Genomic DNA, 25,276 nt, shown 5'->3' with positions numbered 1-25,276 from the left:
CCAGCACCCATTTCGCCCGGTATGCACCTTGTGCCCCGGCTCGCGTCGCGACTACCCCGGTGCACGGGAGGCGGTTGCCACGGGATGCCACGCCCGGGCCGCCTCCGGGAGGGGGACGAGATGACGGCAGCACGAGGAGCAGGAGCAGCACGAGGAGCAGGAGGAGCGGCCCGGGCGGTCCGCGCCGCGGTCGTCGCGGTGCTGGTGGCGGGGCTCGGCCTCGTCGGGGCGCCGTCGGCCACGGCGCACGGCCGGCTCACGATCGACGTCGACGCCCCGGCCCGGGTCGTCGCGGGGGTGCCGTTCGACGTCACCGTCACGGTGCGCGAACGCGGGCACCGGCCGGCCGTCGGCTACCGCGGCACGGTGGCGCTCACCACGGACGACCCGCTGGTGCGCGCGCTGCCGGAGGCGCACACGTTCACGAGCGCCGACGCGGGCACGGTCACCTTCACGGGCGTGACGCTCGTCGGGACCAGCCGGCACCGGCTGGAGGCGCAGGACGTCGACCGCCCGCGCGTCGCCGGCAGCGACCGGGTGCGCGTGCTGAACGCGGGCGCGGCGCTCGAGGGGCAGGTGCTCTCGGGCCTCGACCCGGTCTCCGGGGGCGTGGTCACCGTCTACGACGCGGTGACCGGGATGGTGCTGGCGACCGGACCGGCCGACATCGAGGGGTACCTCTACCGGATCACCGGCCTGCCTGCGGGCGCGATCAAGGTCGGCGCCGTCGTCCCGGGCCCCTACGAGCCGGACTTCGCCAACAACCGGGACACGCTCGAGGAGGCGGACGTCTTCGTCCTGGAGCCGGGCCGGACGCTCGTGCAGAGCTGGGAGCCCGAGACGTTCGGGCCCTACCTCGACGTGCAGTACGTCTTCGAGTCGTAGGCCGCGCCGGGTCCCGGTGCGCGCGCGCACCGTCGCGCGTGCACCGGGACCCGTGCCGCGGGGCCCGGCCAGGCCCCCGCTGCCGGGGCCGGGACAGCACCGGCAGACGGTGCGCAAGCGCTTCACCCGATCGGGCGCACCTTCCATGAGAGGGTTCACATGATTCCGACGAATCGGACATCCTCCTGAGCGGCCCGCCCCCTCCGGGCCGCGGGCGCCGCGCCCTGCGCGGCCCGTCCCCCGATGCTCAGCGAGGCTCCCGCATGCACGCACCCCGTCTCCGTCGCGCCCTCGTCGCCGTCGTCGCGCTGGCCGGCGCGCTCACCGGCGGCGTCGTCGTCGCGACGTCCGCGACCGCCGCCACCGGCTGCTCCGACGTCGAGGTCGTCTTCGCCCGGGGCACCGGCGAGCGTCCCGGTCTCGGCATCGTCGGCGCGCCGCTGGTCCGCGCCGTCCAGGCCGAGCTGCCGGGCCGCACGGTGTCCTCCTACGCCGTCGACTACGCCGCCGCCGGCTCGCAGACGAGCGCCGGTCCCGGCGCGACCGACATGACCCGGCACGTCGTCGCCCGTGCCGCCGCGTGCCCGGGGACGCAGTTCGTCCTCGGCGGGTACTCCCAGGGCGCCACGGTCACGGACATCGCGATCGGCATCCGCACCGGCGTGACGACGGGCGAGGCGATCCCCGCGCAGCTCGCGGACCGCGTCGCGGCCGTCGTCGTCTACGGCAACCCGCTCGGCCTGTCGGGCCGCACGATCGCGCAGGCCAGCCCCACCTACGGCCCGAAGGCGAAGGAGTTCTGCAACTCCGGCGACCCGGTGTGCCAGCGCGGCGGCGGGAACTTCGGTGCGCACATCACGTACGCGACGAACGGCACCGTGCAGGAGGGGGCGCGCTTCGCCGCCGGGCTCATCGCGCAGACGCCGCCCACGCCCGCGCCGACGGCCCCCGTCCCGACGCCGGCGCCCACCGCGCCCGGACAGCCGGCCACGTGCGTCACGGCGAGCACCCGGGAGCACGTCGAGGCGGACCGCGCCGTCCGCCTCGGCCTGCGCACGTACGCCCGCGGCAGCCGCGACGCCCTCGGCTACTACTCGAGCCGCACCCAGGTCTCCCTCACGCAGACCGCCGACGGCTGGGACCGCGTCCCCACCTGCTGACCCCCTCCCCACCCGCCCCCGCCGCCGCGCCCGTCCCCCGCGAGCTCGGCAGTTCCGCGCCGAGCTCGCGACCCGTACCCCCCGAACTCGCCACCGGACTGCCGAACTCGGCGAGGAGGGGCGCGGCGGTCGGGGGCATCGGCCCTCCCCTAGGCGTGGCGGGGGCCGCCTGGCGGTGCTGGTCGCGGCGGCGGGTCGCGGCGACGAGCACCTCGACGAGCCGCACGAGCTCGCGGGCGCCGCGGGCGTCGTCGGCGCGCCGGGTCGCGGTGAGCAGCGGTGCGGCGAGGTCGAGCACGACGCCGTCCCGGCGCAGCACGAAGGACGCGCAGAGCAGGGCGGCGCGGGCGTTGCCGTCCGGGAACGGGTGGACGAACGCCACGTCCAGGTAGACGCGAGCCGTGCGGGACGGCAGCGGGACGCCGGACGCGGTCGCCTCGGCGAGGCACCGCGCGAACCGCTGCTCGGTCGTGGGGGCGAGGCCGTAGCGCTCGCGCCCCCGCTTGGCGTAGGCCGGGCCGGTGCGGAAGCCGACCTCGGGGACCCCGAGGACGACGGCCTGCCACTCGGCGAGCAGGCCGACGGTCAGGTCCCGGCCCGTCGCCGCAGCCTGCCCGGCACGGTGCAGCGCGTCCTCCAGCCGCGCCGCCCGGGCGGGGTCCCGCGCCGCGGAGGCCCGCACGTGGTCGAGGAACCCGTCCCGCCGTCCGCCGACGGGGCCGGTGACGTCCTCGGCCGCCGTCGACCACGGCACCTCGTCGCGGACCCGCCACCAGTCGAGCAGGTGGTCACGCACCGGGCCTTCGGGCGACCCCTGCGGCGAGCCGCTCGGCGACCCGGGCCACGGCGGAGGGCTCCGGCTCCGACCAGCTGTGGAACCGGCCGCCGACGGCGTCCTCGAGCAGGGTCGCGTGCCGGTCCTCCGGGACGCCCGCCGCGGAGAGGAACCAGGCGAGCACGAGTCGGCAGTGCCGGTACCAGGAGCTCTCGGCCTCGGTGCGCGCCACCACCAGGGTCACGAGCTGCGCGACGGCGCGCTCCCAGATCTCCAGCACCTCGTCCTCGGTCGCCGACGCCGGGACGGGCAGGAGCTCGTCGAACCGCGCGGCGAGCTCCTCGAGCCAGGACCGCCACTCCACGAGGGCGGCGGTCACCGCGGTCAGCGTCGCGCCCCGCGTGGTGATCGAGTGCTCCGGGCAGCACCACGCGGTGACGGGCCCGCCGTCGACGTCCCCCTCCCCGCGGGCCCAGCGCCAGCCCGACGCCCACCGGCCGTAGCGGGACACGAGGTCCCGGTCCATCGCGGCGGCCCACTCGTCCCCGCCGACGAGGCCGCGACGCCGCGACGTGGGCACGCGCGCCGCGGCGGGCAGGCTCCGCACGACCGCCGGCGCGGCCGAGGGGTCGAAGGCGTGGCGGCGCGGGTCGACCTCCGCCCAGCGCAGGGTGGCCGGGTTCGTGGGCGCGCCGACGGGTGCGCGACGGGGGGACGGGGTCACGGGCGCCAGTATCGACGGCGCCGGGGCACCGCAGGAGCGGTTCTCCCCGGCCGCTCCACCGGTCCGTCCGCTCCCGGCACGGCCGCGCGGACGCCACGAGGCCCGGACCGCGTCGGCGGTCCGGGCCTCGTCGTGGTGCGCGCCGGCGGCGGCTCAGGCGATCGCGAACCGGCGGGACGCGAGGACCTCGGCGATCTGCACGGCGTTGAGCGCCGCACCCTTGCGCAGGTTGTCGTTGCTGATGAACATCGCGAGGCCACGGCCCTCGGGCGCGCCCTCGTCCTGGCGCAGGCGCCCGACGAACGACGGGTCCTGCCCGGCGGCGACGAGCGGCGTCGGGACGTCGGCGAGCTGCACGCCCGGTGCCGTCGCCAGCAGCTCGGTGGCGCGCTCGACCGACAGCGGCCGCTCGAACTCCGCGTTCACCGACAGCGAGTGCCCCGTGAACACCGGCACCCGCACGCACGTGCCGGACACCAGCAAATCGGGGATGTCGAGGATCTTGCGCGACTCGTGCCGCAGCTTCTGCTCCTCGTCGGTCTCGTGCAGGCCGTCCTCGACGATCGACCCCGCGAGCGGGATGACGTCGAACGCGATCGGCGCGACGTACTTCTCCGGCGCCGGGAACGCGACGGCACCGCCGTCGTGCACGAGGCCGAGCGTGTCCTGCTCGACGGCCGCGCGGACCTGCTGGTCCAGCTCCTGCGCACCGGCGAGCCCGGACCCGGACACCGCCTGGTAGGTGGAGACGACGAGGCGGCGCAGCCCGGCCTCCTCGTGCAGCACCTTGAGCACCGGCATCGCGGCCATGGTCGTGCAGTTGGGGTTCGCGACGATCCCGATCGGGATCTCGTCCAGCGCGCCCGGGTTCACCTCGGACACGACGAGCGGCACGCGCGGGTCGCGGCGCCACGCCGAGGAGTTGTCGACGACGACCGCGCCCGCCTCGGCGAACCGCGGCGCGTGCTCCTTCGACGTCGACCCGCCGGCCGAGAACAGCGCCAGGTCGATGCCCGACAGGTCCGCCGTCGCGACGTCCTCGACGACGACGTCCTCACCGCGCCAGGGCAGCGTCGAGCCCGCCGAGCGCGCCGACGCGAAGTACCGGATGGACGCGACCGGGAAGTCGCGCTCGTCCAGCAGGCGCCGCATGACGGCGCCGACCTGGCCGGTCGCGCCGACGACCGCGACGCGCAGTCCCTGCTCCGCCATGCCTCAGCGCCCCGTCCCGCCGTACACGACGGCCTCGTCCTGCTCGGAGTCCAGCTCGAAGGCGGTGTGCACGGCGCGCACCGCGTCGTCCAGCGAGTCCGCCCGCGTCACCACGGAGATGCGGATCTCGGAGGTGGAGATCATCTCGATGTTGATCCCGGCCTCGGACAGCGCCGCGAACAGCCGCGCCGAGACGCCCGGGTGCGACTTCATGCCCGCGCCGATGAGCGAGAGCTTGCCGATCGCGTCGTCGTACTGCAGCGACTGGAAGCCGATGTCGGGCTGGTGCGCCGTGAGCGCCTGCGTCGCCGTCGCACCGTCCGTCGCCGGCAGCGTGAACGAGATGTCCGTCAGGCCCGTGGCGGCGGCCGACACGTTCTGCACGATCATGTCGAGGTTCACGCCCGCGCCCGCGACGACCTCGAAGATCCGCGCGGCCTTGCCGGGCACGTCCGGCACCCCGACGACGGTGATCTTGGCCTCGCTGCGGTCGTGCGCGACGCCGGCGATGATCGGCTGCTCCATGGTCGTGTCCTTGCTCGGGTCGGGCTCGTTCGTCACGAGCGTGCCGGTGTGCGTCGAGAACGACGAGCGCACGTGCACCGGCACCTCGTACCGGCGCGCGTACTCGACGCAGCGCAGCATGAGCACCTTGGCGCCGCTGGCCGCCATCTCGAGCATCTCGTCGTAGCTGATCCGGTCGAGCTTGCGCGCGCTCGGCACGATCCGGGGGTCGGCCGTGAACACGCCGTCGACGTCGGTGTAGATCTCGCAGACGTCCGCCTTGAGCGACGCCGCGAGCGCGACCGCCGTCGTGTCGGAGCCGCCACGCCCCAGCGTCGTCACGTCGTTCGTCGAGGGGTTCACGCCCTGGAACCCGGCGACGATCGCGACCTCGCCGCGCGCGACCGTGTCGCGGATGCGGCTGGGCGTCACGTCGATGATGCGGGCCTTGCCGTAGACCTCGTCGGTGATCACGCCGGCCTGCTGGCCCGTGAACGACTTCGCCTCGACGCCCAGGTTGTGGATCGCCATCGCGAGCAGCGACATCGAGATGCGCTCGCCCGCCGTGAGCAGGATGTCCATCTCGCGCTGCGGCGGCAGCGGCGTCACCTGCTGCGCGAGGTCGATGAGCTCGTCCGTGGTGTCACCCATCGCCGAGACCACGACGACGACGTCGTGACCGGCCTTCTTGGCCTCCGTGACCCGCTTCGCGACGCGCTTGATGCTGGTGGCGTCGGCGACGGACGAGCCGCCGTACTTCTGCACGATGAGGGCCACTGTCGGAACGCTTCCCGTCAGGTCGGTCGGGGGACCCCGCGAGTGTAGGTCCGGACCAGGATGCGGACGGGCCGGATTTCGGATGGCGGACTGTGACGTCGGCACAGGTGAAGCGTTCCGCTCCCTACCGCCCGCCGGTCGCGCGGGCGCACGCTCACGAGGTCGAGTACGACGACGCCCCGCCCCCGGGCCGCCGTCGTGTTGCCGCGCCGCACCGCCGGCGCCCGCCCGGGGAGAACCATGACCACCACCCGCCTCGCCGCGCGCACCCGCGTGGTCCTCGCCGCCCTCGCCGCGGCGGTGCTCGTGACCGTCGGGCTGACGACCGCGGCCCTGCACGGCAGCGCGATGGGCCTGTCGCCCGCGCGGTGCAGCGCCACCTTCACGACGCAGAGCTGGTCCGGCGGCTTCGTCACCCAGGTCCGGGTGACCACGGCGAGCGCGCTCACCGGCGGGTGGGTCGTCGACTGGATGGACGTCGTCCCCGGGACGCGGCCGACCCACGCCTGGAACGCGACCGTGACCGCCACCCCGCAGCAGGGCACCGAGTACTCCGGCGCGGCGTACTCGGCGCGGTACCTCGCCTGGAACGCGTCGGTGCCCGCGGGCGGCGCCCTCGAGTTCGGCTTCCAGGGCACGGCGACGAGCACGCCGCGGGAGCCGATGAACGTGCGGCTCAACGGTGAGCTGTGCACCGGCTACCCGATCGCGCCCGAGGGCTGGGGCGGCCCGCCGACGACGCCGACGCCGACGCCCACCCGGACGTGGAACCCGACGCCCACGCCGACGAGCACCCCCACTCCCACCCCCACCCCGACCCCCACCGCGCCCACGCTGCCGCCGGAGCCGACGCCGACGATGACCACGCCGCCCACGCCGACCCCGCAGCCGACGCCCAGCCGCGACCCCGGGACCTGCACGGGCTCCTTCTGCGACGGCTTCGAGACGCAGACGTCCAGCACCCCGTCGGCCCCGTGGACCGTCGTCCACCCGGACTGCTCCGGCACGGGCCGGGCGAGCATCGACTCCTCCGTCGCGCGCACCGGCAGCCGCTCGCTGCGGGTCGACGGCGCCGTCGGCTACTGCAACCACGTGTTCGTCCAGGCGCAGGGCGGGGCCCAGCCCGCGGGCGCCACCCCCTCGCCCACGACCTACCTGCGCTTCTGGGTGCGGCACACGACCGCCCTGCCCGCGTCGCACGTGACGTTCCTGGCGATGCGCGACGCGAACGACGGCGGCAAGGACCTGCGCATGGGCGGCCAGAACGGCGCGCTGCAGTGGAACCGCTCGTCCGACGACGCGACCCTGCCCGAGCAGAGCCCGGCGGGCGTCGCCCTGTCCCGGCCGCTGCCCACCCAGCAGTGGCACTGCGTCGAGGCGCTCGTCGACTCCGCCTCCGGGCGCCTGACGACCTGGCTCGACGGCGCCGAGGTGCCCGGGCTCGTCGCCGACGGCGTCCCCACCCACGACGTCGACCGGCAGTGGTACGCCAGGCAGTGGGCGCCCCGGCTGACCGACCTGCGGCTCGGCTGGGAGAGCTACGGCGACGGCGCCGACACGCTGTGGTTCGACGACGTCGTCACCGGGACGCAGCGCACGGGCTGCTGACGTCCCACGGTCGGCGACGTCGGCCGGCGGACGCCCGGTGCGACCACGGTCGGCACCGGGGCGTCGGCACGTCCACCCGCAGGAGGACCCGCCGCCCGGTGGTCCGAACCTAGGTTCGCTGCATGCCCGACGACCTGCTCGTCCCCGACCGTCCCGCCGGACCGTCCGCGCCGCCGCCCGGCATCGAGGTCCGCGGCCTGCGCCGCGCCTTCGGCCCGGTGCAGGCCCTCGACGGCGTCGACCTCGTCGCCCGCGCAGGCGCGGTGACCGCGCTCGTCGGGCCCAACGGGTCCGGCAAGACGACGCTCCTGCTCGTGCTCGCCGGGCTGCTCGTGCCCGACGCGGGCGAGGTCCGGGTCGCCGGTGCCGACCCGGTGACGCAGTCGCGCGCGGCGCGGGCGCGCACGGGGTGGATGCCCGACGCGTTCGGCACCTGGGACTCCCTGACGGCGCGCGAGGTGCTCACGACGTTCGCCGACGCGTACCGGGTGGAGCGCGGCACGATCGCGCTGCGCGTCGAGGAGCTGCTCGCCACCGTGCACCTCACCGAGTACGCCGACCGGCCCGCCGCCGTCCTCTCGCGCGGGCAGAAGCAGCGGCTCGGCCTGGCGCGCGCGCTCGTGCACGACCCGCAGGTGCTGCTGCTCGACGAGCCGGCCAGCGGCCTCGACCCGCGCTCGCGCGTCGACCTGCGCGTGCTGCTGCGCCGCCTCGCGGACGAGGGCCGCACCGTCCTCGTGTCCAGCCACGTGCTGTCCGAGCTCGAGGAGATGGCGGACGACGCCGTGTTCCTCTCCCGTGGCCGCACGGTCGCCGGGCGCCTGGCCGACGACGTGACGTCCGCCCGCCGCACGTGGCGCGTGCGGGCGCTCGACCGGGCGGCGCTCGTCGCGTGGCTCGACGGCGCGCGCGTCACGTGGCGGCCCGACGACGACGGCGGCGTGCTGCTCGAGGTCGACGGCGACCCGGGCGCCGCGGCGCTCGTGCGCGACGCCGTCGCCGCGGGCGTGCCGCTGGTGCAGGTCGCGCCCGCGGGCGGCGCGCTGGAGCAGGCCTACCTGGCCCTCGACGAGGAACGGCGGTGACCGGCGTGAGCACGCAGGTGCAGGACGTGAGGACGGCCGGACGGGGCGGCACGGGCGGCGGCACGTGGTCGCTGACGTGGTACGGCGTGCGGACCGTGGCGGCGCTCGAGCTGCGTCAGCGCGTGCGCTCGTCGCGGTGGAAGACGGCGCTCCTCGTGTGGGTCGTCGTCGTGGGGGCGATCACGCTGCTGTCGTCGGGTGCGCTCGCGACCGTCAACCGCACCGGGACCGACCCCGTCTCGCGCGGCCCGCTGCTGTTCTCGATCGTGACCGTGCTGGTGCTGGGGCTCGGGCTGCTGGTGACGCCGACGCTGACGTCGACGGCCGTCAACGGGGACCGCGCCGCCGGCACGCTCGCCACGCTGCAGGTCACGCTGCTCTCGCCGGCGGAGATCGCGCTCGGCAAGCTGCTCGCGGCGTGGTCCGCGGCGCTCGCGTTCCTCGTCGCGAGCGTGCCGTTCCTGCTCGTCGCGCTGGCGCTGGGCGACGTGCCGGTCGCCGCGCTCCCCCGGGTGCTGCTGGTCGTCGCGCTGCTGCTCGTGGCGGTGTGCGGCGTCGGCCTCGGCTGGTCGACCGTCGCCGCGCGCCCCGCGGGGTCGACCGTCCTCACGTTCCTCACGGTCGCCGGCCTCGCGGTGTTCACCCCGGTGTTCTTCGGCATCGCGCTGCCGGCCGTCACGACGACCGAGGAGGTGACGGTGCGCGGGTTCGACCCCGACCAGTGGGGGCAGCTCGACGTGGACGACCTCGCGGACGGGCACCCCACGAGCGCGCAGTGCACGACCTACACCGCCGAGCGCGCCGTGACCCACACCGAGCGGACGTGGTGGCTGCTCGCGCTCAACCCGTTCGTCGTCGTCGCGGACGCCGCCGGCACGTCGCCCGGCGGCGCGGAGCAGGCCGCCGGCGCCGGGCGGCTGGACCCGCTGGGGACGGTCAGCGAGGACGTCCGGTTCCTGCGCGGCGGGCCGGCCGACGTGCTGCAGGAGTGCTGGACCGAGGACGCGTCGCCCGGCGCGTTCGGGCCCGAGCGGGAGCGCGCCGGCGCCGTGTGGCCGTACGGCCTCGCCGTGAACCTGATGCTCGGCGTCGTGGGGTTCGTCGTCGCCGTCCGGCGCCTGCGCATCCCGCAGCGCACGCTGCCGCGCGGCACGCGCGTCGCCTGAGCCGGCAGTCAGGGCTGCAGGGCGTCGTACTCCGCCTCGGCGGCGACGTCGTCGTCCACGTCCAGCCGGACGTGGGCGAGGATCGTCTGCAGCGCGCGCAGCGTGCTCGCCGCACGCTCGCCCCAGTCGGACAGGTAGCTGAACTGCCACCACCACAGCGCCTCGAGCACGTGCCCGCGGTCGTGGTGCGCGAGGCCCTGCGTGAGGGCCCCGACGATCGCGACGAGGTCGCCCGAGATCGTCGACTCCTCGATCTCGGGGCCGAGGATCGGGTCGACGACCTCGACGTAGTCGTCGATGCCGTCGAACAGGTTCGCCAGGTTCGCGCGCAGCGGCTCGAGGTCCGCGTCGGGGCCCACGTCGGGCTCGAACCGGGACGGCGGCACGACGTCGGTGGTCGCGCCGAGCCGCGCCCCCGCGGCGAGCAGGTCGGAGACCGCGAGCAGCAGCAGCGGCATCGACGCCTCGGGCGCCGAGCCGGCCGCGACCTCCGTCACCGTCGCCAGGAAGCTGCGCGCCTCCGTCGCGACCGCGTCCCCGATCTCGCGCAGGTCCGCGGCCGCCAGGGGCCGCTCGTCGTCGGCGGGTGCCGCCGCCGCCCGGACGTCGTCGCTCATCTCGTCCCCCTCGGGTCCGCGCCGCGCCTTCCGCGGCGCCGTCGTCACGCGCTGAGCCGCCGCCGGCCCTCGAACGCGCGGCCGAGCGTCACCTCGTCCGCGTACTCCAGGTCGCCGCCGACGGGCAGGCCCGACGCCAGGCGGCTCACCGTCAGTCCCATCGGCACGAGCAGCCGTGCCAGGTACGTGGCGGTGGCCTCGCCCTCGACGTTCGGGTCGGTGGCGAGGATGACCTCGGTGACGGTGCCGTCCGCGAGGCGCGCCATGAGCTGGGCGATCCGCAGGTCGTCCGGGCCGACGCCCGCGATCGGGTTGATGGCGCCGCCGAGCACGTGGTACCGCCCGCGGAACTCGCGCGTGCGCTCGATCGCGACGACGTCCTTGGGCTCCTCGACCACGCAGATCACCGCGGGCGACCGGCGCGGGTCGCGGCAGATGCGGCACTGCGGCTCCTGCGCGACGTTGCCGCAGACCTCGCAGAACTGCACGCGCGCCTTGACCTCGGTCAGCGCGTCGGCGAGGCGGCGCACGTCCGCCGGGTCCGCGGCGAGGATGTGGAACGCGATGCGCTGGGCGCTCTTGGGACCGACGCCGGGCAGCCGCCCGAGCTCGTCGACCAGGTCCTGGATCGCGCCCTCGTACACACCGCCAGCCTAGGCGCTCGGCGGGCCGCCGTCGGTCGGCGGGGCCGGAGCCGGTCGAGGACGTCATCGGCGCGCGTGGTCGCCGGGAGGACGGGTCGACGACGTGCTCGACCACGCCGTCGCGCACCCGCGGGGCAGGGCCCCGGAGGCGGCCGTCCGCGTCCTCGGTCCGGCGTCAGCGACCGGGTGCGAGGGACGCGAGCGCGTCGAGGACGCGCTCGAGCCCGAACTGCCAGGCGTGGTCCGCGCTGTACGCGGCGCCCTGCTCCGCGCCGGCGGCCGCCCCGACGCGCTGCGCCAGCGGGTGCGCGTCGCCCAGGTACCCCGCCAGGCGCGGCCCCCACGTGTCCCAGTCCGCGGCCATGGCGGCGCCGTGCGGGTCGGGCCTGCGGGCGCGCGCGGCGCCGCGGACGAAGTCGAGGACGAACGTCAGGGCGGCGTCCCGGTCGACGTCGGTCAGGGCGAGCGGGTCGAGCGCGTGCAGCTCGTGGTCGTACTTCGCGATGGTGCCGGGTCCGAGCGCGGTGCGCTGGTCGGTCACGTCGAGCAGCCAGGCGTGGTCGGTGAGCAGCGCGAGGTTCGCGTCGGCGACGGCCCGGACGCGGGCGCGCCAGTCGTCGTCGGTGTGCGGCGGGCGGGCCGCGCCGGCGTGGACGGCGTCGGCCATGAGGACGAGCAGGTCGTCGCGGCTGCCGACGTGGGTGTAGAGCGCCATCGCGGAGACCCCGAGGTCCGCCGCGAGGCGGCGCACCGTCACCGCGGCGAGCCCCTCGGCGTCCGCGAGCGCGACGGCGGCCGCGACCGCCTCGGTGGTCGTGACCCGCGCGCGCGGGCCCCGCGAACCGCCCTGCGGGGCGTCGGGGTGGTCCCGCCAGAGCAGGTCGATCAGCTCCCGGGCCATCTCACCCCCGGCGTGGGGAACATCCGTGCACCAGAAACGTTGTACAGCGTACGTAGTTCTACGACCTCGGGAGGTCCCGTGCACAGCACCGCCATGGCCGTGTCCCTCAACGTCGCGGACGTGGAGGCGTCCGCCCGCTTCGCCACCGAGCACCTCGGCTTCGTGCGTGGCACGTCCGCCGACGGGTTCGTCGCGATCGAGCACCCCGACGCGCACGCGCACATCGCGCTGCTGCGGACCGGGCTGGCCTCGTTCCGCCCCGCCTCGCACGCCGGCCCCGCGGGGCAGGGCCTGCTGCTGGCGCTCGTCGTCGAGGACCTCGACGCCGAGTTCGCACGCATCCGGGACGCGGGTGCGCAGGTGGTCACGCCGCCCGAGACCGAGCCCTGGGGCGAGCGGTACTGCCAGTTCGTCGACCCCAACGGGATCGTGTGGCAGCTCGTGCAGTGGGTGTGACGACGCGCTGGGCGTCCGGCGGCCGGCCCTCGCCGGGGCCGGCCGCCGGACCACGTCACAGGCCCTCGCCCTCGACCTGCTCGTCGATGACCCGCCCGCCCAGCACCTGCATGACGAGGGGCGCACCGACGAGCCCGGAGGACGCGATGGTCGGGTCGTCGGGGCTCGGCTCGTCGGGCTCCGCCGCGCGGACCTGGCTCTGGGCCGCGCGGGCGGCGGCCATGCCGCGCTCGCGTGCCGACGCCGGGGCACCGCCCGGCGCGCCGGGAGCGGCCGGTGCGGCAGGAGCGGCCGGTGCGGCCGGCGTTGCCGGGCGGGCGTGGGCCGCGGGGGGCGCCTGTGCCTCGGCAGAGGGACGACCCGGGGCGCGTCCCGCGGAGCGCGTGCGGCCGTCGTCCGGCGGCGTCGCCCAGGGGTCCTCCGGCTCCTCGCCGGGCGGGATGTCGTCGTCCGGCCCGGCCACCGGGGCGGGCGCGTCGGTGCCGGTCGGCCCCGCACCGGCCGCGCCGGAGGGCGCGGCCGGCCCTGCCGGACGGGGGCTGGTCGCCGGTACGGGTGCCGGTCGCTGCGGTGCGTCACCGGCCGCCTGGCCGCTCGCCGGTCGCGGCCCGGCCTCGCCGTGCCCCTCTCCGGCGGGGCCGGGCGGGTGGGCCCCGACGGGCCGCCCGGCGAGGCGGGCGGCGTGGCGGGCGGGGTAGCGGGTGAGGTGGCGGGCAGGTCCCAGGAGGCCGCCGCGCGCTCGCGCGAGATGACCGCCGGCACCTCGGGCACCGCCGGCGACGCCGTCGCCGCCGGCTGCGCGGGCGCGGCGCCGGGCTCGTGCAGCACGGCCTCGACCCGCACGCCCACGCCGAGCGTCTCGTGCAGGGCGCGCCCGACGACCTCGCCGTGCCCGCTGTTGCGGAACGTGGTCACCAGCCCCGGCTGCAGGAAGCCCAGGCGCAGCGTCGTCGCGTCCAGCTCCAGCACCTGCGCGTGCTGGTTGACCAGGGCCCACGAGGGCAGGCGCAGGCGGCGCAGCGTCGTCAGGACGTCGGGCCAGCGCCGGCGCAGCATCTCGGTGTCCGCCGCGACGGCGGTCGCACCGGGTGCGGGCGCGTCGGCGGCAGGAGCAGGAGCAGGAGCAGCGGACGCGGCAGCGGCAGGGGACCCGGCAGGCGCAGGGGACCCGGCAGCCGCAGGGGCAGGGGCAGGGGCGGCGGACGCCGGCCCCGAGGCGGGCACGGCGGACGCCTCGGTCGCCCTCCCGGCCGGTGCGGACGCGGCACCCTCGGACGAACGCACCGGCGCACCGGCGCCGTTCGGTGGCTTCTGCGCCACATGCTCCTGGCCGTCCCCGGTCGGACGCGCGACCCCGTGCTCCTGCACCGGTCCGGGGGTCGCACGCTGCACGATCGCGGTCTCGTCACCGGCGGCGCCGTCGGCGCGAGCGGCGTCGGTGCCGCGCGCGGGCGCGTCCGCGGCGTGCGTGGCGGCGTCGCGTCGGCCGTCGGCAGGGACGTCGGCGGCGGCCACCTCGGCGTGACCGGCCGGCGACGACGGGCGGACCGCCGATGCCTGCTCCGCCGCCGCACGCGCCGTACCCTCCGCCATCGCGCTCGCGGGCGCACCCGAGGACGTCGTCGCGGCACCCGTGCGCCCCGCCCCCGAACCGGACGCCGACGCACCCGGCACCGACGCACCCGGCACCGCCGCAGCCTGCCGCGTCGCACCAGGCACCGCCGCACCAGACACCGGCGCGACGGCTGCCGGCGCAGGAGCAGCCGAAGCAGCCGCTGCCGGCGCGACCGCTCCCGGCGGCACGAGCCCGCGCTCCAGCCGGTCGATCCGCGCACCCAGCCCGGCGCGCGAGTCGTCGGTCGCGGGCAGCAGCAGGCGCGCCATGAGCAGCTCGAGGTGCAGGCGCGGCGACGTGGCCCCGACCATTTCGGTGAGTGCGCTGTTCGCGAGGTCGGCGGACCGCGAGAGCTCGGACATCCCCAGGTGCGCCGCCTGGGCCCGCATGCGCTCCATCTGGTCGGGCGGCAGGTCGCGCAGCACCGCGGACGCGGCCTCACCGGAGGCGGCGATGACGATGAGGTCGCGCAGCCGCTCGAGCAGGTCCTCGACGAACCGACGCGGCTCGTGGCCGGTGGCGATGACGCGCTCGACCACCCGGAAGGCCGACGCGCCGTCGCGGGCCGCGACCGCCTCGACGAGGTCGTCCAGCAGCGACGAGTGCGTGTAGCCGAGCAGCGCCACCGCGCCCTCGTACTCCAGGCCCTCGTCCCCCGCACCGGCGATGAGCTGGTCGAGCACCGAGAGCGTGTCGCGCGCGGACCCGCCCCCGGCCCGCACCACGAGCGGCAGCACGCCCGCGCCGACGCGGATGCCCTCGCTCGCGCACAGCTGCTCGAGGTACGGCACCAGCACGTCCGGCGGGATGAGCCGGAACGGGTAGTGGTGCGTGCGGGAGCGGATGGTGCCGATGACCTTGTCCGGCTCCGTCGTCGCGAACACGAACTTCACGTGCGGCGGCGGCTCCTCGACGATCTTCAGCAGCGCGTTGAACCCCTGCGGCGAGACCATGTGCGCCTCGTCGAGGATGAAGATCTTGTACCGGTCGCGCGCGGGGGCGAACGTCGCGCGCTCGCGCAGCTCGCGGGCGTCGTCGACGCCGCCGTGGCTGGCCGCGTCGATCTCGACCACGTCGAGGCTGCCGGGGCCCCCGCGGGCCAGCTCGACGCACGACTCGCACACGCCGCACGGCGTGTCCGTCGGGCCCTGCGCGCAGTTGAGGCAGCGGGCGAGGATGCGCGCGCTCGTCGTCTTGCCGCACCCGCGCGGGCCCGAGAACAGGTAGGCGTGGTTGGTCTGCCCGGAGCGCAGCGCCTGCCGCAGCGGTGCGGTGACGTGGTCCTGCCCGATGACCTCGGCGAAGGACTCGGGCCGGTAGCGCCGGTACAGGGCTGTCGTCACGCGCTGACCCTACGTGCCGCCACCCACACGGCGACAAGCGCCGACGTCACGCCCGTGGGCGGCTGCGTCCGGGACGACCGTGACGGCCCCCGGCCGCCTCAGGACGCCGGGGGACGCGGCGACGGGTCGTGTCCACACAGCGGGACGAGCGGCCCGTCGACCCCGTGATCCGCGGCCCCGGGACGGGCTTCACGCGCGCGATCACGGGGTCACCACAGGCCCGTCCCACCCACCGGGACGGGTCCGGACGGCGACCCGGCGCAGCGGACGGCGGACGGCGGCGCGGGCACGCCGCTCGCGCCCTGGGGTCGGGCGCGTCCGCGTCCGACGCCGGCACCCCGTCCGCACCCGCACCCGTCCGTGCCGGTGCCGCGGGCGCCCCTCCGCGCCCGCGGCACCGCGTCGGCCGGCGGGCGCCCTGCGCCCGCGGCCCCGCTCCGGACGCCCTCCGCGCCCGGCACGGCGGATCAGTCGGCGCGCACCACCGTGTCGGCCAGCACGCGTCGCAGCAGCGGCCGCGCCGACTCGGTCGCGCCCAGCACGAGCGCCGAGCCCACGGTCAGGCTGCCCAGCAGGAGCAGCAGCCCCTGCGGCGCGGTGACCGCGGCGTAGCCGAACAGCGGGAAGAACATGACGAGCGCGGCGAGCGCCGACCCCGCCGAGACGTACACCACGGGCACCAGGACCTCGCGCCGCCGCACCTGGTCGAAGAGCTCGGCCGGCACGCCCGCGAGCGTGGCCAGCGCGTACTCGCGCCGGCGGTCGAGGACCTGCGCGGCCTGCGCGATGCCGGCGGACGCGGCCGCGAGCAGGAACGCGATGCCGAGCGTCAGCAGCGCGCCCGTGAGGACGTCGCGCATCTGCATGACGATCTCCGGGTCGTCGCCCGCCCCCGCGGTGATGACCGGCACGACCGCGAGGCACCCGGCGACGAACGACGCCAGGCCGAGGCCCCGACGACCCGCCACACCGCACGCGGGTCGTCGAGCAGGCGCCGCGCGGCGAGCAGCTGGGCCGGCGTCCGCGCCCGCTTGAGCTGGATGCGACCGATCCGCCCGACGAGCCACGGCCCCACCGCGTTCATCGTCGCGAACGCCACGAGCAGCCCACCCAGCAGGAACGCGACGAGCGCGGCCCCCAGCGCGCCGCCCAGCGCGGACAGCGTCATGAACACCCCGAGCCCGACGAGCGCGACCAGCAGCCGGACGACCTTCATGCCCGGGCGCTGCACCCGCTGCGCCACGCCGAGCGGCGAGACGACGACCCGGCGCAGCGACACCATGCCGCTCAGGGCGGCGACGAGCGGCACCGCCAGCCACGTGAGCAGCAGCGCCGGCACGCCGACCCACAGGTCGCCCACCGTGAACGCCTGCCCCTGGAACGGGATGCGCGACCACACGAGCAGCAGCACGCCGTACAGCGCCGACCCCGCCACCGCGCCGGCCAGCCCCTGCAGGGCGGTCTCGACGACGGTGAGGCCGACGACCTCGCGCGGCGTCGCGCCGAGCAGGCGCAGGCTCGCCAGGCGCGCGTCGCGGCGCGAGACGCCGAGCCGTGCGGCCGCGCCGGCGAGCGTGACGACCGGCACGAGCAGGAGGATCGCGGCCGTCACCGCGAGCGTGACGTAGAACGAGCCGTACTCGCGCTGGTAGGCGTCGGCCGGGTGGGCCGCGCGCTCGACGAAGCCGATCAGCCCACCGAGGACGCTCAGCGCCAGCGCGGTCGCGACCCCGAACGCGGTGACCGCGAGCAGCGTCGTCGTGCGCCCGTCGTGGCCGCCGGCGCGCTGCAGGCGCGGCGCGAGCGCGAGCACCGGGTTCACCGGGCCACCGCCGCCCGGATCGCCTCGAGCTCGCCCTCGCGGGGGCCGACGCCGGCGCCGGTCGTGGTCCCGGCCGGCACGACCCGCCCGTCCAGCATGTCGATGCGCGCGTCGCACCACGCGGCGACCTGCGCGTCGTGCGTCACGACGACCAGCGACGCACCGACCGCACGTGTCGTCTCGACCAGCACGCGCATGACGTCGTGGCCCGTGCTCTGGTCGAGCGAGCCGGTGGGCTCGTCCGCGAACACGACGTCGGGGCGGGTGATGAGCGCGCGGGCGACCGCCACGCGCTGCGCCTGCCCGCCGGACAGCTCGCCCGGCCGGCGGCCCTCCGTGCCCGCCAGCCCCAGGGCCGCGAGCCACTGCTGCGCGGCGGTCTCGGCCTCGACGCGGGACGCACCCGTGAGCATCGCCGGCAGCGCGACGTTCTCGAGCGCGGACAGCTCCGACAGCAGCTGCCCGAACTGGAACACGAACCCGTACTGGCTGCGGCGCAGCAGGGAGCGCTCCTTCTCCGACAGGCCCTGGATCTCGCGCCCGCGCAGGGCGACGACGCCGGCGTCGGGCGTGTGGATGCCCGCGAGGCAGTGCAGCAGCGTGGACTTGCCCGACCCGGACGGGCCCATCACCGCCAGCGACGCGCCGTCGGGGATCGCGACGTCGACGCCCGCGAGCGCGGTCGTCCCGCCGAACCGCTTGATGAGCCCCGCGCGGCCAGGCGCGGGACGTCGGACGACCACGCGGACGTCGCCGGACCCGCGGACGTGGCCGCGGCACCGGCCAGCGGGGCGGGCGGCGCGCCCGGCACGGGGACGGACGTCGCGGCGGGCGGGGTGACGGGCGGAGGAGTCGCAGCGGCCATACGACGATCCTGCGCGGCGGACCCGGCCGTCGTCGTGGGTCCGAGGTCTCGGCCCGGCGCCCGGCACGTCCCACCGGGGACGGACCCCGGGGTGGACGGGGGGACGACACCGGCGCGACCGACCACCGGCGCGGGGACGACCCCGCACGGACGGGCTCCGGACGCGGTTCTCGCACCCGTGCCCGCACCCGTGCCCGGACATGCGAGGACCCCCCGCACACCCGCCAGAGCCCGCCTGCCCTTGCTGCCTTCCGGCCCTGGGGGGTTCAGCGGGATGACGCCGTACGAGGGGTCTGACACCAAGCCTAACGCAGACGGGGCGGGTGGCCGACCGCCCACCCGCCCCGGGCGCACGCGCTCCGACGTCAGCGGTCCACGTGGGGCAGGCGCTGCGTCGGCGGCCCGGCCTCGGGGCACGCCCCGAGGAGCGCCCCGTCGGCGCGGTCCCACGGCGCCCGCGCACCGGCGCGGAGGACACGCTGCGGCGGGGCGGCGCCGGTGTGGAGGGCTCGGGCGCGTCGAGGTCGTCGTCCTCGAGGAGCGGGCCGTCGACGACCATCGTGTCGTCCGCGGCGGAGGGCGGCGGCGTCGCCGACGACGCGGTGCGTCCCGAGGGCCGCACCGGCGCGGGCTCCGCCGCGGCGGGGGCCGGCGTGGCGGGGGCCGGTGCGGCGGGGGCGGGTGCGGCGGGGGCGGGTGCGGCGGGGGCGGGCGCCGCGGCAGGGGCGGGGGCGGCCTCCGCGACGGGCGCGGGCGCGACGTCCGCCGGCGCGGGTCCGGTCCCGGCGTCCCCACCGGCGGGGCCGGACCTGCCGGCGCCCCACTCGGGCCACTCCGCGAGCGCCGGGTCGTCCGCCGCGGCGCGCGCACCACCGGCGTGCGGGTCGGTCGCGGCGTCCGTCGTCGCGGGCCCCGGGGAGGTGACGCCGGGGGCGCGACCCGTCGCGGCGCCGGCGGTCGCGGTGGACGCGGTGCCGGCCGTCGCGGTGGTCGCCGTGCCGGTCGACCGGTCGCGCGTCGACCCGGCGGGCGGGGCGGCCTCGCCGTCCGGCTCGTCGTCGCGTCCCGTCGGACGCGCGTCGGACGCGCCCGGCGGCAGCAGCCACCACGCGACGCCGAGGAGCAGGCCGAACAGCGCGGTCCACGCGCCGCCGACCACCAGCATGACGGCGAGGGCGACCCGCTCGGAGCCCTCGAGCTCGAGCCCCACGACGACGCCCGCGACGATCGTGACGACGCCCCACGCCGCGGCGATCGCGGCGAGCAGGCGGACAGGACGCCGGTCGCGGCCACGGAACGCGATCAGGGCGGCGTAGGCGCCGATCGCGGCGGTCACCAGGGCCGACAGGGCGACCAGCAGCCACGTGGCACGCCCCTGGACGGCGAGCACGAGCAGCCCGACGAGCACGCTGGCGGCGGCGGGGAGCGTCAGCACGGCGATCGCGGCGCCGACGAGCGGGGCGCGCCACTGCTCGGTGGCCCACGGCTCCGGGTGCACGTACGGCTGGGCGCCGGCGGGAGGGGAGGTCTGGTCCATGCGTCCCCACGCTACCCACTCGCGCCCGGTTCGTCCGGGTCGGGCCGGTCAGTCGTCCAGCACGTGACGCAGGTACCGGCGGGGGTCGTCGAGGAAGCCGCGCCAGCGCTGCACGAGGTCCAGGTCCGCCCACTCGCTGCGGCGCAGGCCCCACTCCCCGACCTCCCAGATCACGGCGCCGGGCAGGGCCGCGAGCAACGGCGAGTGCGTGGACAGCAGCACCTGGGAACCGGTGCGGACGAGGTCGTGCAGGTGCTGCAGCAGCGCGAGGCAGCCGGTGAACGACAGGGCCGACTCGGGCTCGTCCAGGACGTACAGGCCGGGGTACATCATGCGGTCGCCGATCAGGGCGAGGAACGACTCCCCGTGCGACATCGCGTGGAACTGCGGCTCCCGCCCGTGCGACGCCGGGTTCTCCTCGAGGTACGTGTAGAAGGAGTGCATCGTCTCGGCGCGCAGGAAGAACCCGCGCCGGCCGGCGCCGACGCCCCGCAGCAGCCGCAGCTCGCGCGCGAGCCCGGACTCGGTGCGGCGGGTGCTGTGGCGCGAGCCGCGGGAGCCACCCTCGGCCCCCATGCCGTACGCGGCGGCGACCGCCTCGACCAGCGTGGACTTGCCGGCACCGTTCTCGCCGACCAGCACGGTCGCCGGCGACAGGTCCCAGCCGTCGGTCAGGACCTGCTCGACGGCGGGCACGCGGCGGTACCAGTCGTCGTGCGGACCCGGCGCGAGCTCGTCGGGCTCCGTGCCGCGGCCGGCGTCCTCGCCCGGCACGAGGTCCCGGGCGGCAGCGAGGTCCGTCGACCCGGCCTCGACCCGCCGGACCGGCAGCGCGCTGCCCATGCCCTGCCCGCTCGTCCGTCCCACGGGTCCAGCCCACCACACGCCGCCGACGCAGGGCACCGGTCAGGGCACCGGTCAGGGCACCGGTCAGGGCACCGGTCAGGGCACCGGTCACGGGCACCCGTCAGGGGCGCACGCGCACCCGCGTCCGGTAGCGCACCTGCTCGCCCGGCGCGAGCACCCGCAGCTCGCCGTCGCGCTCGGCCTCGGCGCGGCCGCCGTCCCGGGACGTCGACGGCTCGACACCGAGGACGTTGACCCCGGGCCGCGGGTCCCGCCACAGCACCAGCAGCGGCCACCCGTCGGTGTCCTGCTCGACCTCGACCGACGGACCGTCGGGTGCGGTCACGGTGACGACGGCGGTCGGGCCCGGCTGCGGGCGGCAGTACAGGACCGTCTCGGGCGCGTGCCCGTCGGGGCGAGGTCCAGCGTCCACGGCAGGGCGACCGGCTCGGCCCCGCCGCGCTCGCCGAACGGCTGCGCGGTCGCCGTGACCACCGTGCCGGGCCGCACGAGCGGGTAGCCGAGGTTCAGGTGGTGGCGGAACATGTGCCCGGCCGGCGCGTACCCCTCGTTCGTCACGACGTCCTCGACCGTGATCTCGGGGCGGTCCGTGCGGGCCACCAGGCGCCGGCGCAGGCGCAGCGGCGGGGCGCCGAGGTCGGCCTCGACGACCTCGCCGAGCACCTCGACCGCGGGGACGCCGTCCACCGTCGTCGGCCCCCAGCGCACGTGCTCGGCGGGGATGTGCCCGACGCGGCCGTGCAGCCCGTGGTGCACACCCCCGACGTCCGAGGGCATGCCCGTCGACGCGAGCCCGCAGGTGGTGAGCAGCCCGCCCCCGAACGTGCGGGTCCAGCCCGCGCCGTGCGGCTCGTACCGCGCCGAGGCGACCGGCCCACGCGCCGAGCGCCACGCGACCGGCAGACCCGGTGCGTCGGCCCAGCCCAGGTCGAGGGCGCGGTCGAGCAGCACCTCGAACGACAGGCCGCGCGGGTTGCGCACCACCAGGACGGGCGCCCCACGGCCCGGTCCGTCGTCGCGGACCAGGCGCTCGACCGACACGAGCTGCTCGGGCGCCCCGACGAGGCGGCGCTCGGCGGCCCCGTCGGTGGCGACGGCGGACGCGCTCACCCGGCCCCCGCACCTCGGCGGCCGCCGAGCGGCGCGCGCCGAGCGCGATCGCCGCGACGAGCACGGCGCCGGTGAGCACGTACTGCCAGTAGGACGCGACGGCCAGCAGGTTGAGGGCGTTCGCCAGGACCGCGAACAGCACGGAGCCGACCACGGTGCCGAACGCGGTGCCGCGCCCGCCCCGCAGCGCGGTGCCGCCGACGACGACGGCCGCGATGACGTTCATCTCGAAGCCCATCGCCATGTTGCCCTCGGCGGACGAGAGCCGGCCGGCCATGAAGACCCCGGCGAGCGCGAAGCACACGCCGGCGACGACGAACACGCCGACCTTCACGCGGTGCACGGGCAGGCCGGCGAGCTCGGCGGCCCGCTCGTTCGAGCCCACGGCGCGCAGCGTGCGCCCGAAGTACGTCCGCTGCAGCACCAGGTAGGTGACGAGCGCGAGCAGCACGAACACCAGGAACGGCACGGGCAGCCAGCCGAGCGTGCCCGTGGTGGCGGCGCGGTAGTTGCTGGACGAGATCGGCACGACGGACCCGGACGTCCAGATGAACGCGAAGCCCAGGAACAGGTACAGCGTGCCGAGGGTGGCGATGAACGGCGCGATCCGCGCGTACGTCACGAGCAGCCCGTTGACGAGGCCGAGGACGGCGCCGACGACCAGCGCGAGCCCGATCGCGGCGCCGATCGTGGTGTGCGGCAGCACGGTCGCCACCGCGATGGACGCGACCGCGATGACGCCGCCGACGGACAGGTCGAGCAGGCCCGTGGCGATCAGGAGCGTCATGCCGCAGGCCGCGAGCCCGACGAACGACGCCTGGAACAGGACGTTCGAGAGGTTGCCGGGCCCCCAGAACGACGGCCGGGCGGCGCCGACGCCGACGCACAGCACGGCGAGCACGACGACGAGGTAGTGCTGCGCGAGGAGCCGGCGCACGGTCGCGCCGAGGGACGCACCCGTGCCCTCCCCGCCGGACGCGCCGCGGCCGGGTCGGCCCGCCGCGGTGGTGCCGGTCGCGGTGTCGGTCGTGGTCACGAGAGCCTCCCTTCGAGCATCCGGCGCACGGCAGCCCGCTGCGCGCCGTCGATGCTCAGCGCGAAGACCAGCAGGCCCCCGAGCGCGACGTACTGGTAGAACGACGGGACGTTGAGCAGGTTGAGGCCGGAGTTGATCATCGACAGCAGCAGCGCGGCGACGAACGTGCCGACGACCCGCGGCCGGCCGCCGGCCATGCTCGTGCCGCCGAGGACGACGATCGCGATGGCCTGCAGCTCGAGGCCGGACGCGACCGACCCGTTGACGACGCCGAGCTGGCTGGCGAGCAGCACGCCGCCGACGCCCGCGGCGGCGCCCGACGTCAGGTAGGCCAGCAGGAGGACGCGGTCCACGCTGATGCCGGTGTCGACGGCCGCCTCGGGTGCACCGCCGACGGCGACGACGTGCTTGCCGAACCGCATCCGGTCGAGCAGGAACCACGCGCCGGCGCCGAGGAGCACCGCGGCGAGGAACGGCACGGGCACGCCGAGCACGGAGGCCGTGGCGACCGACTTGAACCCGCCGGACGCGATCATGATCGGCGCGCCGCCGGTGAACAGCAGGACGAGCCCGCGGAACACGCTCATCGTGCTGAGCGTCGCGACGAAGCCGGGCACCCGCAGCCGGGTCACGAGCAGGCCGTTGACCAGGCCGAGCACCGCACCCACGAGGACGCCGACCACGGCCCCGACCAGCGGGCCGGCGGCGTTGACGGCCGCGGCGGCCACGCACGCGGCGAGCGCCTGCGCCGAGCCGACCGACAGGTCGATCCCGCGCACGGCGATGACGAGCGTCATGCCGTAGCCGACGATCGCGAGGATCGCCGCGTTGACGAGCACGTTCGTCACGTTCGAGCCGGACGCGAAGTTCGGCACGACGGCGAGCCCGGCGACGAGCACGAGCAGGAAGGGGATGAGCACCCCGGCGTTCTGCAGCACCCGCCGGCGCGCGTCGGCACGGCGGGCCCGCTCGGCCGACCGGGCGCGCTCGTCGGCGACGAGGTCGGCCGCGGCGCTCGTCGTCGGGGCGACGGTCTCAGACATGGCTGGTCTCCTGGACGGTCTGGCCCACCGACGCACCGACGATGTTGTCCTCGGTGACGTCGCGCCCGTGCAGCTCCGCGACCTGGCGGCCGGCGAAGTACACGGCGCACCGGTCCGCGATGGCGGCGAGCTCGGGGGCGTCGGAGCTCGAGACGACGACGGCGACGCCGGCCTCCGCGAGCTCCTTGACGAGCTGGTAGATGTCGACCTTGGCGCCGATGTCGACGCCGCGGGTGGGCTCGTTGAGCAGCAGCACCGCGCAGCCGGACAGCAGCGCGCGCCCGAGCAGCACCTTCTGCTGGTTGCCGCCGGACAGGTTGCCGATGAGCTGGCGCCCGTGCGGCACCCGGATGCGCATCTGCTCGCGCAGCCGCTCGAACTGGCTGCGCTCGTCGCGCGGGACCGGCAGGAGCCGCTGCAGCAGCGGCAGGCCGCTGCGGTCGCGCGACACCATGGCGTTCTCGGTGACGTCGAGGTGGGGCAGGATGCCCTCGCCCTTGCGGTCCTCGCTGAGCATGAACACGCCGTGGCGCACGGCCTCGCGGCTCGAGCGCATCCGCACGACCCGCCCGTCGACGCGCATCTCCCCCGCGGTCGACGGCAGGTCGCCGAACAGCGCCCGCGTCAGCTCGGTGCGGCCCGACCCGACGAGACCCGCCAGGCCGACGATCTCGCCCGCGCGGACGGTCAGGTCGAACGGCTCGGCCACCCCGGGCACGCGCAGCCCGCGCACGACGAGCCGCTCCCGGCCCTCGTGCTCGGCCGCGGTGCCCCGCTCGAACGTCTGCGGCGCCCGGCCGAGCATGTGCTCGACCAGCCGCGCCTCGTCGAGCTCGGCCGTCGGCGCGTGCGCGACGAGCGACCCGTCGCGCAGCACCGCCACGTCCTGGCAGATCTCGAAGATCTCGTCGAGGTGGTGGGAGACGTAGACGACCGCCTTGCCCTGCGCGGCGATGCGCCGCACGATCCCGTGCAGCCGGGTGATCTCCGCGCCGTTCAGCGCCGCGGTCGGCTCGTCCGTGATGAGGACGTCGAACTCGCGGGACAGCGCGCGGGCGATCTCGACCATCTGCCGGTCGCCGACCGTGAGGGACGAGACCGGGCGGTCCGGGTCGAGGTCGAGGCCGAGCTCGTCGAGCAGCTCGGCGGTGCGGGCACGGGTCCGGCGCGCGTCGACGACGCCGCCGCGCGTGGTCTCGTGCCCGAGGAAGACGTTGTCGGCGACGGACAGCTGCGGCACCAGGCGGAACTCCTGGCTGACGACGCTGATGCCGGCCGCCTGGGAGTCCGCGGAGCTGCGGAAGCTGCGCTCCTCGCCGCGGACGAGCACGCGCCCGCCCGCCGGCGGCTCGATGCCGCCGAGGATGCGGATGAGCGTGCTCTTGCCCGCACCGTTCTCTCCGACGAGGCCGAGCACCTGCCCGGCGCGGAGCTCGAGGGACACGCCCGTGAGCGCCCGGACCCCCGGGTACTCCTGGACGACGTCCACGACCTGCAGCACTGCCGTCATCGACGACTCCTCGG

General features: G+C 76.5%; 21 protein-coding genes, 1 other RNA gene and 2 pseudogenes. 6 read left to right on the top strand and 18 right to left on the bottom strand.

Annotated elements, in window-relative coordinates:
• Nucleotides 1-120 precede the first annotated feature (120 nt).
• Nucleotides 121-885 carry a hypothetical protein gene (locus GC089_RS01880; protein ID WP_155376249.1) on the top strand — a complete coding sequence of 255 codons (765 nt, stop codon included), beginning with the start codon at nucleotides 121-123 and terminating at the stop codon, nucleotides 883-885.
• Between the two features lie 263 nt (nucleotides 886-1,148).
• Complete coding sequence (locus GC089_RS01875; protein WP_196250787.1) at nucleotides 1,149-2,045, top strand: cutinase family protein; 897 nt, start codon at nucleotides 1,149-1,151, stop codon at nucleotides 2,043-2,045.
• Here the strand turns inward: GC089_RS01875 and GC089_RS01870 are convergent.
• The 4 genes from GC089_RS01870 to GC089_RS01855 all read right to left on the bottom strand — a co-directional run bounded on the left by GC089_RS01870 (nucleotide 2,002) and on the right by GC089_RS01855 (nucleotide 6,037).
• Nucleotides 2,002-2,841, bottom strand: a complete 840-nt coding sequence (locus GC089_RS01870) for a Fic family protein (protein WP_155376248.1) — start codon at nucleotides 2,839-2,841, stop codon at nucleotides 2,002-2,004. The two genes, GC089_RS01875 and GC089_RS01870, sit on opposite strands and share 44 nt — an antisense overlap.
• Entirely contained in the window at nucleotides 2,834-3,544 is a 711-nt protein-coding gene (locus tag GC089_RS01865; RefSeq protein ID WP_155376247.1) for a hypothetical protein, read from the bottom strand. Before GC089_RS01865 ends, GC089_RS01870 begins: the two co-directional genes overlap by 8 nt.
• A gap of 153 nt (nucleotides 3,545-3,697) precedes the next feature.
• Nucleotides 3,698-4,756, bottom strand: coding sequence for an aspartate-semialdehyde dehydrogenase (locus tag GC089_RS01860; RefSeq protein ID WP_155376246.1), 1,059 nt, complete (start codon nucleotides 4,754-4,756; stop codon nucleotides 3,698-3,700).
• A gap of 3 nt (nucleotides 4,757-4,759) precedes the next feature.
• A complete protein-coding gene (locus GC089_RS01855) occupies nucleotides 4,760-6,037 on the bottom strand; it encodes an aspartate kinase (RefSeq protein ID WP_155376245.1) in 1,278 nt (425 codons plus the stop codon).
• Nucleotides 6,038-6,277: 240 nt separating this feature from the next.
• On the opposite strand from GC089_RS01855, the gene GC089_RS01850 reads away from it, so the two are divergent.
• From GC089_RS01850 to GC089_RS01840, 3 genes are all read left to right on the top strand, one after another.
• Nucleotides 6,278-7,645 (top strand): cellulose binding domain-containing protein, encoded by a 1,368-nt coding sequence (locus GC089_RS01850; protein WP_155376244.1) that lies wholly within the window; start codon nucleotides 6,278-6,280, stop codon nucleotides 7,643-7,645.
• Nucleotides 7,646-7,767: 122 nt separating this feature from the next.
• Nucleotides 7,768-8,730: an ABC transporter ATP-binding protein gene (locus GC089_RS01845; RefSeq protein ID WP_155376243.1), complete on the top strand. Its 963-nt coding sequence runs from the start codon at nucleotides 7,768-7,770 to the stop codon at nucleotides 8,728-8,730.
• A gap of 5 nt (nucleotides 8,731-8,735) precedes the next feature.
• Entirely contained in the window at nucleotides 8,736-9,896 is a 1,161-nt protein-coding gene (locus tag GC089_RS01840) for an ABC transporter permease (protein ID WP_230684994.1), read from the top strand.
• Nucleotides 9,897-9,904: 8 nt separating this feature from the next.
• Here the strand turns inward: GC089_RS01840 and GC089_RS01835 are convergent, their stop codons facing one another.
• The 3 genes from GC089_RS01835 to GC089_RS01825 all read right to left on the bottom strand — a co-directional run bounded on the left by GC089_RS01835 (nucleotide 9,905) and on the right by GC089_RS01825 (nucleotide 12,058).
• Complete coding sequence (locus GC089_RS01835) at nucleotides 9,905-10,513, bottom strand: DUF5063 domain-containing protein (RefSeq protein WP_155376242.1); 609 nt, start codon at nucleotides 10,511-10,513, stop codon at nucleotides 9,905-9,907.
• 44 nt (nucleotides 10,514-10,557) lie between these two features.
• Nucleotides 10,558-11,157 carry a recombination mediator RecR gene (recR, locus tag GC089_RS01830; RefSeq protein WP_155376241.1) on the bottom strand — a complete coding sequence of 200 codons (600 nt, stop codon included), beginning with the start codon at nucleotides 11,155-11,157 and terminating at the stop codon, nucleotides 10,558-10,560.
• Between the two features lie 175 nt (nucleotides 11,158-11,332).
• Nucleotides 11,333-12,058 carry a TetR/AcrR family transcriptional regulator gene (locus tag GC089_RS01825; RefSeq protein WP_196250786.1) on the bottom strand — a complete coding sequence of 242 codons (726 nt, stop codon included), beginning with the start codon at nucleotides 12,056-12,058 and terminating at the stop codon, nucleotides 11,333-11,335.
• Between the two features lie 93 nt (nucleotides 12,059-12,151).
• On the opposite strand from GC089_RS01825, the gene GC089_RS01820 reads away from it, so the two are divergent.
• Entirely contained in the window at nucleotides 12,152-12,514 is a 363-nt protein-coding gene (locus GC089_RS01820; RefSeq protein ID WP_196250878.1) for a glyoxalase/bleomycin resistance/extradiol dioxygenase family protein, read from the top strand.
• 1,473 nt (nucleotides 12,515-13,987) lie between these two features.
• Here GC089_RS01820 and GC089_RS19825 read toward each other — a convergent pair.
• The 11 genes and pseudogenes from GC089_RS19825 to GC089_RS01770 form a co-directional block, all read right to left on the bottom strand.
• Nucleotides 13,988-15,472: pseudogene (locus tag GC089_RS19825) on the bottom strand (DNA polymerase III subunit gamma and tau); the annotation flags it as partial.
• Between the two features lie 467 nt (nucleotides 15,473-15,939).
• Complete coding sequence (locus tag GC089_RS18700; RefSeq protein ID WP_230684993.1) at nucleotides 15,940-16,338, bottom strand: hypothetical protein; 399 nt, start codon at nucleotides 16,336-16,338, stop codon at nucleotides 15,940-15,942.
• Nucleotides 16,302-17,294: an FtsX-like permease family protein gene (locus GC089_RS01810; RefSeq protein ID WP_230684992.1), complete on the bottom strand. Its 993-nt coding sequence runs from the start codon at nucleotides 17,292-17,294 to the stop codon at nucleotides 16,302-16,304. The genes GC089_RS18700 and GC089_RS01810 overlap by 37 nt, the downstream gene beginning before the upstream one ends.
• A complete protein-coding gene (locus GC089_RS01805; RefSeq protein WP_230684991.1) occupies nucleotides 17,291-18,037 on the bottom strand; it encodes an ABC transporter ATP-binding protein in 747 nt (248 codons plus the stop codon). Before GC089_RS01805 ends, GC089_RS01810 begins: the two co-directional genes overlap by 4 nt.
• A 323-nt stretch (nucleotides 18,038-18,360) precedes the next feature.
• Nucleotides 18,361-18,456: signal recognition particle sRNA small type (gene ffs / locus GC089_RS01800), an RNA gene on the bottom strand.
• A 1,288-nt stretch (nucleotides 18,457-19,744) separates the two neighbouring features.
• Complete coding sequence (locus GC089_RS01795) at nucleotides 19,745-20,563, bottom strand: AAA family ATPase (protein ID WP_230684990.1); 819 nt, start codon at nucleotides 20,561-20,563, stop codon at nucleotides 19,745-19,747.
• Between the two features lie 100 nt (nucleotides 20,564-20,663).
• Nucleotides 20,664-20,975: a DUF4432 family protein gene (locus GC089_RS19580; RefSeq protein WP_155378865.1), complete on the bottom strand. Its 312-nt coding sequence runs from the start codon at nucleotides 20,973-20,975 to the stop codon at nucleotides 20,664-20,666.
• Nucleotides 20,885-21,673, bottom strand: coding sequence for a DUF4432 family protein (locus tag GC089_RS19575; RefSeq protein ID WP_155376239.1), 789 nt, complete (start codon nucleotides 21,671-21,673; stop codon nucleotides 20,885-20,887). The genes GC089_RS19580 and GC089_RS19575 overlap by 91 nt, the downstream gene beginning before the upstream one ends.
• Nucleotides 21,674-21,782: 109 nt before the next feature.
• Nucleotides 21,783-22,460, bottom strand: a pseudogene (locus tag GC089_RS19820) (ABC transporter permease); the annotation flags it as partial.
• Nucleotides 22,461-22,705: 245 nt separating this feature from the next.
• Nucleotides 22,706-23,752 carry an ABC transporter permease gene (locus GC089_RS01775; protein WP_155376238.1) on the bottom strand — a complete coding sequence of 349 codons (1,047 nt, stop codon included), beginning with the start codon at nucleotides 23,750-23,752 and terminating at the stop codon, nucleotides 22,706-22,708.
• Nucleotides 23,745-25,262 (bottom strand): sugar ABC transporter ATP-binding protein, encoded by a 1,518-nt coding sequence (locus GC089_RS01770; RefSeq protein WP_155376237.1) that lies wholly within the window; start codon nucleotides 25,260-25,262, stop codon nucleotides 23,745-23,747. Before GC089_RS01770 ends, GC089_RS01775 begins: the two co-directional genes overlap by 8 nt.
• Between the last annotated feature and the right edge of the window lie 14 nt (nucleotides 25,263-25,276).

The sequence above is a fragment of the Cellulomonas sp. JZ18 genome (assembly GCF_009720485.1).
In the GTDB taxonomy this organism is placed as follows: Bacteria; Actinomycetota; Actinomycetes; order Actinomycetales; family Cellulomonadaceae; genus Cellulomonas.
The sequence above is the reverse complement of the archived record's forward strand: the minus strand, read 5'-3'. Positions and strand labels throughout refer to the sequence as shown.